The organism is Undibacterium sp. Xuan67W, assembly GCF_049340165.1.
Taxonomy (GTDB): domain Bacteria; phylum Pseudomonadota; class Gammaproteobacteria; order Burkholderiales; family Burkholderiaceae_D; genus Undibacterium.
Map to the genome: position 1 here is coordinate 146,235 of NZ_JBMPPN010000011.1, position 9,746 is coordinate 155,980.

Below are 9,746 nucleotides of genomic sequence, written 5' to 3' on the forward strand. Positions count from 1 at the left end.
TGCATTGAAAGCAGGTCGGACGCAGGCGTAAAAGAACACCAGATAATTTGTCACACCCCCGTCTTAATTTTGTTTTATTTTTAGCCTTCAGGAGAAAATCATGGGTCAATACGTCGCTCCCTTGCGTGATATGCAGTTCGTTCTGCATGAACTGTTAGCCGTAGAAGGCGAATTAAAGCATTTGCCAAAATACGAGGAAATTGATGCCGATATCATCAATCAAGTGCTGGAAGAAGGCGGCAAATTTACGTCGCAAGTGCTGTTCCCGTTGAACCATTCCGGCGATCGCGAAGGCTGTCATCACGACAAAACAACGCACGCTGTGACGACACCAAAAGGCTTTAAAGAAGCCTACAAACAATACATAGAAGCGGGCTGGCCAGCACTCTCATGCGATCCTGAATTCGGTGGTCAAGGCTTGCCGCTGGTATTGAATAACTCATTCTATGAAATGATGAATTCTGCCAACCAGGCGTGGACTATGTACCCTGGGTTGTCACATGGCGCTTACGAATGTATCCACGAACACGGCACCCAAGAACAAAAAGATTTGTACTTGCCAAAACTGATCAGCGGCGAGTGGACAGGCACGATGTGCCTGACTGAGCCACATTGCGGCACTGACCTTGGCATGCTGCGTTCTAAAGCAGAGCCACAAGCTGATGGCTCCTACGTGATCTCTGGCGCGAAGATTTTTATCTCCGCTGGTGAACACGATATGGTTGATAACATCGTTCATCTGGTGCTTGCACGTTTGCCTGGCGCTCCAGAAGGTTCCAAAGGTATTTCCCTGTTTATCGTCCCTAAATTTTTGCCAAATGTGGATGGTAGCGTTGGTGCGCGCAATCCAATTTTTTGCGGCGCGATTGAAGAAAAAATGGGCATCCACGGCAATTCAACTTGCCAGATGAATATGGACGGTGCAAAAGGCTGGTTGATCGGTCAGCCAAATAAAGGCCTCAATGCCATGTTCGTTATGATGAATGCAGCACGTCTGGGTGTTGGTATGCAATCCCTGGGCTTGACTGAAATCGCTTACCAAAATGCCCTAGTCTACGCAAAAGACCGCCTGCAAATGCGCAGCCTCTCGGGTGTTAAAGCGCCAGACAAACCAGCTGATCCGATCATCGTGCATGCCGATGTACGTCGTATGTTGTTGACTGCCAAAGCCTACGCAGAAGGTGCTCGCGCATTCTGTTCTTACGTAGCGCTGCAATTGGACAAAGAACTAAATCATCCGGATGAAGAAGTACGCAAAGAATGCGCTGACGAAGTCGCATTGCTGACTCCAATCGTCAAAGCGTTCATTACCGACAACGCATGGACTGCGACATCCGAATGTATGCAGGTGTATGGCGGCCATGGCTTTATCGCTGAATGGGGCATGGAACAATATGTACGTGATTCACGGATCAATATGATTTACGAAGGTACTAATACAATCCAGTCGTTGGATTTGTTAGGCCGTAAAATCTTGGGCGATAACGGTGCGAAACTACGTAAATTTGGCGCGAAAGTACAGGCGTTTGTTGAAGCCAACGGGACAAATGAAGCAATGTGTGAGTTCGTTACGCCGTTAGCTGAGTTGGGCGATAAGGTCACTAAGCTGACCATGGAAATCGGTATGAAGGCGTTCCAGAATCCAGATGAAGTTGGCGCTGCTGCTGTCCCGTACCTGCGTGTTGTCGGTCATATGGTGTACAGCTATTTCTTCGCACAGATGGCAAAAATCGCTCTGGAAAAACAAGATTCCGGCGATACCTTCTACAAAGCAAAATTAGCGACAATTCGTTTTTACTTCGCCCGCTTGTATCCAGAGACAGCGATGCTGATTCGTCAAGCACGTTCTGGTTCTGCAAATCTGCTATCGCTCGAAGCTGATTTGTTCTGATGAAATACTGAGCAGGCGTGGGGTGTACATTCAGTAGCTCTTAACATGTGCACCTTTACGCCTTTCTTCCATTTCAAACGGTGCGCACGGCGCACCCTGCGAGATCTAAGTCTCTCTCGTCATTGAGAGAGGGCACAAAGAAATTGCTTTTCGTTGTTCTACGAATTCCACATGAGGTTAAAAATGACCAATTTCATCGTTAAAAAAGTCGCCGTTCTTGGTGCCGGTGTGATGGGTGCGCAAATTGCTGCGCACTGCGTCAACGCAAAAGTACCCGTCATCCTATTTGATTTGCCAGCCAAAGAAGGCCCGAAAAACGGTATCGTTTTGCGTGCCATCGAGAATCTGAAAAAACTCAATCCTGCACCGCTCGGTAATAAAGACGACGCTGCTTTAATTGAAGTTGCTAATTACGAAGACAACCTGGAATTGCTTAAAGGCTGCGATCTGATTATTGAAGCGATCGCAGAACGCATGGACTGGAAGCATGATCTCTACAAGAAAGTCTCACCGTACATTGCGCCAAATGCGATCTTCGCGTCAAACACATCCGGCTTGTCAATTACGGCACTGTCTGAAGGGTTCGAGTCTGAACTGAAAGCCCGATTCTGCGGCGTGCATTTCTTTAATCCACCGCGCTACATGCACCTGGTTGAATTGATCCCAACGGTATCGACTCGTCCAGAAATCATCGATCAGCTCGAAGGTTTCCTGACTACGTCATTGGGTAAAGGCGTTGTACGGGCTAAAGATACACCGAACTTCATCGCTAACCGAGTTGGTATCTTCGGCATGCTCGCCACCATTTATGAAGCAGAAAAATTCGGCCTGTCCGTTGACGTGGTCGATGATCTTACTGGTAAAAAACTCGGTCGCGCTTCCTCCGGTACTTTCCGTACCGCCGACGTTGTTGGTCTGGATACCATGGGTCATGTCATCAAAACGATGCAAGACAACTTATCCGATGATCCATTCTTTGCTGTCTACAAAACACCAGATGTATTAGCGAAACTGGTTGCCGCTGGTGCACTGGGTTCCAAAACTGGCGCAGGTTTCTATAAAAAAGTAGGCAAAGATATTCAGCGCCTCGATTTCGCTACAGCACAGTATGTAACTGGTGGTGCAAAGGCGGATGACGTCGTTGCCCGCATGCTGAAAGAAAAAGATCCGGTCAAGAAAATGAAGACCTTGCGCGAATCGACCAATGTACAGGCGCAGTTCCTGTGGGCGATTTTCCGCGATGCTTTCCACTACATCGCTGTGCATGGCGCCACTATTGCCGACAATGCGCGCGATATCGATTTCGCGATGCGTTGGGGCTTCGGTTGGAATGTCGGTCCGTTCGAGACATGGCAAGCATCTGGCTGGCAAGAAGTTGCTGGTTGGGTCAAAGAAGATATCGATGCGGGTAAAGCATTGTGTAATGCACCGTTGCCAGCCTGGGTATTTGATGGACGTACTGGCGTACACACTGCTGAAGGTTCCTGGTCCGCGGCAAACAGCACTTATGTCCCGCGCTCTTCTCTTGCTGTTTATGACCGTCAGGCTTTCCGTGCTCCTGTATTGGGCGCTGGTGCGCCGACTGGTGCAACCGCCGGCACGACTTTCTTCGAAGATGACTCCGTTCGTATCTGGCACCAAGGTACCGATGAGCAGCGCGATGACGTACTGATCTTGTCCATGAAAACCAAGATGCACGTGATTGGTCCTGGTGTCATTGAAGGCATGGAAAAAGCGATTGCCGAAGCCGAGAAGAATTACAAAGGTCTGGTGATCTGGAATGCGGATGCAGCCGAAGGTGGTGCGTTCTCCGCCGGTGCTGATTTGCAAGCGATGTTGCCATTGTTTATGTCTGGCGGCGTTAAGGCCATCGAGCCAGCGATCTCGCGTTTGCAACAAGCGCATCAAGGCCTGAAATACGCCAATGTTCCCGTCGTCGCTGCGGTTGCCGGTCTGGCACTGGGTGGTGGTTGTGAGCTGATGATGCACGCAGCAAAACGTGTAGCGTCCATTGAATCGTATATCGGCCTCGTGGAAGTCGGTGTGGGCTTGGTTCCTGGCGGTGGCGGTTTGAAAGAAGCCGCAGTTCGCGCTGCGGCCGATGCCAAAGGTACTGACCTGCTGCAATTTTTGAAGAACTACTTTACCAATGCCGCGACAGCTGCCGTATCCAAGTCCGCATTGGAAGCGCAAAAAATGGGTTACCTGTCACAAGACGACGTAATTGTGTTCAATGCCTACGAATTGCTGCATGTAGCTAAAGTTGAAGCACGCGCCATGTTTGATGCAGGCTACCGCGCACCAATGCGTAAGTTAGTGCCAGTGACTGGTCGTCATGGCATCGCATCGATTGCTGCGCAACTGATCAATATGCGTGATGGTGGTTTCATCTCTGCACATGATTACAAGCTCGGCAAGATGATCGCCGAAGTAGTCAGTGGTGGCGACATCGACAACGGTAGTCTGGTCAGCGAACAATGGTTGCTCGACCTGGAGCGCAAAGCGTTTATGGAATTATTGAACCATCCAAAAACGCAAGAGCGGATCATGGGCATGATGCAAACTGGCAAGCCAGTTAGAAACTAATCGGAGTACACAACATGACTAAACAACTTCAAGACGCTTACATCGTCTCAGCAACCCGTACCCCGATCGGAAAATCTGGTCGCGGTATGTTCCGCAACACTCGCCCTGATGATTTGCTGGTGCGCGTATTGCAATCGGCGTTTGCTCAGGTACCGAATCTCGATCCAAAACTCGCAGAAGACGCAATCATTGGTTGCTCCTTCCCTGAAGGTCCGCAAGGCTTGAACCTCGCTCGTATGGGTGTCTTGCTGGCAGGTTTACCTAATACGATTGGTGGCGTCACCATCAATCGTTATTGCGCATCTGGTATCACAGCAGTGGCAATGGCCGCAGATCGTATCCGCGTTGGTCAGGCTGATGTCATGATCGCAGGCGGTGTTGAATCAATGTCGATGGTACCAATGATGGGTAACAACCCATCCATGAACATGGCGATTCTGAAAGACGAAAACGTCGGCATGGCCTACGGCATGGGTCTGACAGCAGAAAAGGTCGCCCAACAATGGAAAGTCTCGCGTGAAGCGCAAGATGCGTTTGCCCTGCAATCTCATCAACGTGCCATCGCTGCCCAAAACGCCGGATATTTTGATGCGGAAACAACTTCCGTTGACATCATTGACCGCGTACCAAATCTGTTGACTGGCGAAATCGAATTAAAAACCCGTACCGTCAGCCGTGACGAAGGTGCACGTCCAGATACCTCCCTGGAAGGTCTGGCTCGTCTGAAACCGGTATTCGCAAACAAAGGTAGTGTGACTGCCGGTAATAGCTCGCAAACCTCTGACGGCGCTGGCGCACTGATCCTAGTTAGTGAAAAGATTTTGAAGCAATTCAACCTGACTCCGCTAGCACGTTTTGCTTCCTTTGCAGTGCGCGGTGTACCACCAGAAATCATGGGTATCGGCCCTAAAGAAGCGATCCCGGCAGCATGCCGTGCTGCTGGCATTACTCAAGATCAAATCGACTGGTTTGAATTGAACGAAGCTTTTGCAGCGCAGTCGCTGGCAGTCGTACAAGATCTCGGTCTCGATCCAGCCAAAGTCAATCCTATGGGCGGTGCTATTGCTCTCGGCCATCCATTGGGCGCGACCGGCGCGATCCGCTCTGCTACCACGATCCACGCTTTGCATCGTAATAACCTGAAGTACGGTATGGTGACGATGTGTGTTGGTACCGGTATGGGGGCAGCAGGCATTTTCGAACGTATGTAAATGGAAGACTTTGATTAAGCTACTGCGCAACTCAATCTTTAACCTGCGATGCTCAACGTACTAAAGTACGCCTGCGCTTTTCGATTAAATCTTGAGCAGCTCGCTACGCTTACTCAAAGCTTCCGCTACTCTGATTCAGCTACTGCGCGACGTAAACTTCAGTCGGCGATGCTCACCGTACTTTCGTGCGGCTGCGCTTCTCAACTGAACCTTGAGTCGCTCGGTACGCTGCCTCAGCATTTCCAAATCCCGATGCAAACAAAAAACCGCATATGAAATTTTCTGTGCGGTTTTTTATTGATCAATCAAGCTAAAAATGGATAGTCAGCTTGATTCAGCAAATTCCAGCATAATCTGTACAGCATAAATTTAATCAAAACTCAGGAGATCACATGGATATTTTGACCCAAATAGATAATGGCGTTTTGACGATTACCTTTAATCGTCCGGAAAAGAAAAATGCCATCACCACCGTGATGTATCAGGCGATGGCGGACGCAATTACCGCGGCAGAAGACAATACTGCCGTACGCGCAATCCTGATTAGCGGCAGGCCCGAGATTTTTACTGCCGGTAACGACCTCGAAGATTTCATGAAAAACGCCACCGCAGAGCAACAAGGCGTGCCGTCCGTTTATCAATTCATGCATGCATTGAGTCACACCAGCAAACCAGTAATCGCCGCAGTCTCTGGTGCCGCAGTCGGTATCGGCACGACCCTGCTCATGCATTGCGACATGGTGTATCTGGCCGATAACGCCAAACTGTCAATGCCATTCACCCAGTTAGGTTTGTGCCCTGAATTCGCGTCCAGCCTGATTTTCCAGCAAATCGTTGGCTACCAGCGTGCAGCAGAAAAATTAATGTTAGGCGAAGCATTCAGCGCTCAAGAAGCCTATGAGATCGGCTTCGTCAACAAGGTATTGCCTTTGGAAGAATTGCTGCCATACGCACAGAAACAAGCCGCTAAATTAGTCGCCTTGCCGGCAGCGTCCATTCGTGCAACCAAGCGTTTAATGAAAGGCAATCAGCACGAGGCCATTATCGCTAAGATGGGTGAAGAAAATAAATACTTCCGCACAATGCTGACAGCACCAGAAGCCAAAGAAGCATTCATGGCGTTTTTCCAAAAGCGTAAACCTGACTTCTCACAGTTTTCTTGATCTAATGGTGGCTGTTTCGTAAGAGATGGCAGTGTTTGCTCGAAAGTCCGCATGATCGCGGACTTTTTTATGCGAAAAAATTAAACTTATCTGCATCATTGACTATTTTTGATGCGTATGTCGCCAGGATTTCATAGAGTCCCGGCGTGCTTGTATAAGAATTTATTCTAAGTCCAAGCACATTTATCTCAATGTAGGTTTTATAAACAAAATTGGGATTGTCAGCTTATACATTAAAAATGTTGGTTTATTTCTCATATTTGAATTATATTCTCAAATATGAGAAATAAAACCGCCAACACTTTTACCTCTGTTCCAGAGCCAACTGCCTCGGAATTGCTTAGCGCGATGGATATGCGACTTGCGCTCCGGCTCGCTAGTTTGCGAACTGAGCACAACCATTCACTCGACGGACTTGCCGTTGCGAGTGGCATTAGTCGTGCTACCTTATCGCGCCTTGAGCGTGGAGAAACCAGCCCGACGGCAAGCTTACTTGGTAAGTTATGCGCGGTTTACGGGATCAGCATGTCACGACTACTCGCAGGCGTTGAGCCGCAACTGGCAAGCTTTATTCCTTATAGTTCACAGCCAATTTGGGTTGACCCAGAATCCGGTTTTCATCGGCGAATTATTTCTCCTCCGTCGCGCGATTTTAAAATAGAGATGGTCGAGATCGTGCTACCAGTGGGTGGCGTTGTTACCTACGATGCTCCTATCGTGTATGGCACAGAACAACATCTGTGGATGCTGGATGGCGTACTTGAATTGAAAATAGATGGTACGGAATATCGCTTAATGCAGGGCGATTGCCTGCGATTTCATATGCGTGGCGCGGCTCATTTTAGGTGTCCCGGCCCTGTTGCTGCCCGCTATGCAAGTCTTAGCTGTCACCCGGAATAATCGAATACCCACGTTGGTTCGGTTAATGCATTCAAGCTGATGGGCACTTAGTTTGATGGCAGTAATAAGTAAACTACTTACGAGCAGAAAAGGCTTTCAACAGTAAGAGAAAAAATGACTTAATTAAGCAAACGATAGTAAACCAAATATTACTTTGCGCTAAATGGAATGCCGCTCTTTGGATTTGAACCCGGTTAGCCATGACTAATTATTTTGATACGAGCAGTAATCCCCAAAAAACTTATACGCGTCTGGCCTTGATCGGGATCGTTATGGTGATCTTTCCGTTTATCGCCTCCAACTTTGGTAATTCCTGGGTGCGGGTAATGGACTTTGCCCTCCTATATATTATGCTGGCGCTGGGGCTGAATATTGTCGTTGGATTTGCTGGCCTGCTTGACATGGGGTATATCGCTTTTTATGCGCTAGGCGCATATATGAGCGGTTTGCTGGCGTCACCACAATTTGCGGTGGTGCTGGAGTCATTGGTAAGTCATTACCCAGCTATCGGGAATTTCTTGATAGTAGTTTTCGGATCAGAAATCGCCCAAAACGGTATACATTTGTCTGTGTGGTTTATCGTTCCACTGAGTGCCGCATTGGCGGGGTTTTTTGGCATTTTGCTCGGTGCTCCGACGCTAAAGTTGCGTGGCGATTATCTGACAGTCGTGACACTCGGTTTTGGTGAAATTATCCGTATCTTGATCATTAATTTCAACGACCCGGTCAACATCACGGATGGCCCGAAAGGGATCAACATGATCGATCCAATCCGGATTTTTGGCGTATCGCTACACGGCGAGGCTGGTTCTAACGCCACTGTGTACTTGGGAAATTTTTCGATGCCGTCAGTAAATGCCTATTATTTTCTGTTTTTAACACTGTGCATCGGGATAATTTTTGTAACCGTGCGCTTGGAAAATTCACGTCTAGGCCGCGCTTTTGTTGCGATCCGAGAAGATGAAATTGCTGCCAGGGCGATGGGAATAAATACCAGCAAAATCAAACTGCTGGCATTCACGATGGGTGCTTCCTTTGGTGGCGTCGCAGGGGCAATGTTTGCCTCATTTCAGGGCTATATATCGCCAGAGTCATTCTCGCTAACCGAGTCGATTTCAGTCCTGTCCATGGTGATTTTGGGTGGGATGGGACACATTCCTGGCGTAATATTAGGAGCCTTGATACTCACAGTGCTACCTGAGATCTTGCGTCACATTGTTAATCCCCTACAACATGTTTTATTCGGACAGATTTTGATGCCCGCAGAAGTGTTACGTCAATTATTGCTTGGCTCGGCCTTGGTATTAATTATGCTGAATCGACCGGCAGGCTTGTGGCCGTCTCCAAGACATGAGGATGCTTTGGATTAGGGTGGCAGTAATCTTTTAGTCGCGATAACTTGCGAGAGCGCAGCGCGTCAATAACTGTTGGAATACTCATGAAACAAAAAATCGCGTACATTCATGCAACCAAAAATTGGATGAGCTTGCGTTTTACGCTGTAATGATTTCGTCCTCAATTTCTTTATTTATTTGTTCCTTTTAGGATTCACCATGAAGTCTAAATGCAACTTTCTGATTTAACTTCCCTTGCTTACAGTGGCGCAGCTGCCTATTTGGTAAGACCAGACGTCGCCCAACCATTGCTTGTCGGACAGTGGCGGCATATGACGCTGCTGAGATTGGGGATGCAAAAGGTGGCTGAAAGTAATCAGGGCAAATGTAGTGTGCTGGATTATTTGTTGTCGCCGGCGCAGAAGGCGGTTAGTGAGGCGGAACAGGAGCTGTAAGGGGCTTCGTTAAATTTAATTTAAGATTACCTACCTGAATTGTTTCGGAGAATTTTTAATCTGGGCCAATAGTAGTTGGCTGGACTTCCCCTAATTTCGTAGACAACTCTTAACTTCCAAATTGTTGTTGCTCGAAAGCTAGGGGACTCATCTGATTCAAATGACTATGTCGCCGTTTGCGATTGTAGAACACTTCGATGTAATCA

8 protein-coding genes are annotated in these 9,746 nt (G+C 48.2%); 7 read left to right on the forward strand and 1 reads right to left on the reverse strand.

What is annotated here, in order from left to right:
• The first annotated feature begins 100 nt into the window (after positions 1–100).
• From ACO0LE_RS11995 to ACO0LE_RS12025, 7 genes are all read left to right on the forward strand, one after another.
• Entirely contained in the window at positions 101–1,891 is a 1,791-nt protein-coding gene (locus ACO0LE_RS11995) for an acyl-CoA dehydrogenase C-terminal domain-containing protein (protein ID WP_422960585.1), read from the forward strand.
• Between the two features lie 183 nt (positions 1,892–2,074).
• Complete coding sequence (locus ACO0LE_RS12000) at positions 2,075–4,477, forward strand: 3-hydroxyacyl-CoA dehydrogenase NAD-binding domain-containing protein (protein WP_422960586.1); 2,403 nt, start codon at positions 2,075–2,077, stop codon at positions 4,475–4,477.
• Between the two features lie 14 nt (positions 4,478–4,491).
• On the forward strand, positions 4,492–5,688 hold the full coding sequence (locus ACO0LE_RS12005) for an acetyl-CoA C-acyltransferase (protein ID WP_262835134.1): 1,197 nt from the start codon (positions 4,492–4,494) through the stop codon (positions 5,686–5,688).
• 392 nt (positions 5,689–6,080) lie between these two features.
• The gene (locus tag ACO0LE_RS12010; protein ID WP_422960587.1) at positions 6,081–6,851 is read left to right on the forward strand and encodes an enoyl-CoA hydratase; all 771 of its coding nucleotides are present in this window, start codon (positions 6,081–6,083) and stop codon (positions 6,849–6,851) included.
• A gap of 279 nt (positions 6,852–7,130) precedes the next feature.
• Complete coding sequence (locus ACO0LE_RS12015; protein ID WP_422960588.1) at positions 7,131–7,751, forward strand: helix-turn-helix domain-containing protein; 621 nt, start codon at positions 7,131–7,133, stop codon at positions 7,749–7,751.
• Positions 7,752–7,951: 200 nt separating this feature from the next.
• Entirely contained in the window at positions 7,952–9,121 is a 1,170-nt protein-coding gene (locus ACO0LE_RS12020) for an ABC transporter permease subunit (protein WP_422960589.1), read from the forward strand.
• Positions 9,122–9,315: 194 nt separating this feature from the next.
• Complete coding sequence (locus ACO0LE_RS12025; protein ID WP_422960590.1) at positions 9,316–9,540, forward strand: hypothetical protein; 225 nt, start codon at positions 9,316–9,318, stop codon at positions 9,538–9,540.
• A gap of 109 nt (positions 9,541–9,649) precedes the next feature.
• Here ACO0LE_RS12025 and ACO0LE_RS12030 read toward each other — a convergent pair.
• Positions 9,650–9,746 (reverse strand): IS3 family transposase (locus tag ACO0LE_RS12030; protein WP_422958693.1); only part of this gene is annotated, 97 nt, incomplete at its 5' end.

Excerpts from the sequence above, each read along its gene's own strand:
- ACO0LE_RS12005 (WP_262835134.1), top strand. The coding sequence starts at position 4,492 with ATGACTAAACAACTTCAAGACGCTTACATCGTCTCAGCAACCCGTACC.
- ACO0LE_RS12015 (WP_422960588.1), top strand. The coding sequence starts at position 7,131 with ATGAGAAATAAAACCGCCAACACTTTTACCTCTGTTCCAGAGCCAACT.
- ACO0LE_RS12025 (WP_422960590.1), top strand. The coding sequence starts at position 9,316 with ATGCAACTTTCTGATTTAACTTCCCTTGCTTACAGTGGCGCAGCTGCC.
- ACO0LE_RS12000 (WP_422960586.1), top strand. The coding sequence starts at position 2,075 with ATGACCAATTTCATCGTTAAAAAAGTCGCCGTTCTTGGTGCCGGTGTG.
- ACO0LE_RS12020 (WP_422960589.1), top strand. The coding sequence starts at position 7,952 with ATGACTAATTATTTTGATACGAGCAGTAATCCCCAAAAAACTTATACG.
- ACO0LE_RS11995 (WP_422960585.1), top strand. The coding sequence starts at position 101 with ATGGGTCAATACGTCGCTCCCTTGCGTGATATGCAGTTCGTTCTGCAT.
- ACO0LE_RS12010 (WP_422960587.1), top strand. The coding sequence starts at position 6,081 with ATGGATATTTTGACCCAAATAGATAATGGCGTTTTGACGATTACCTTT.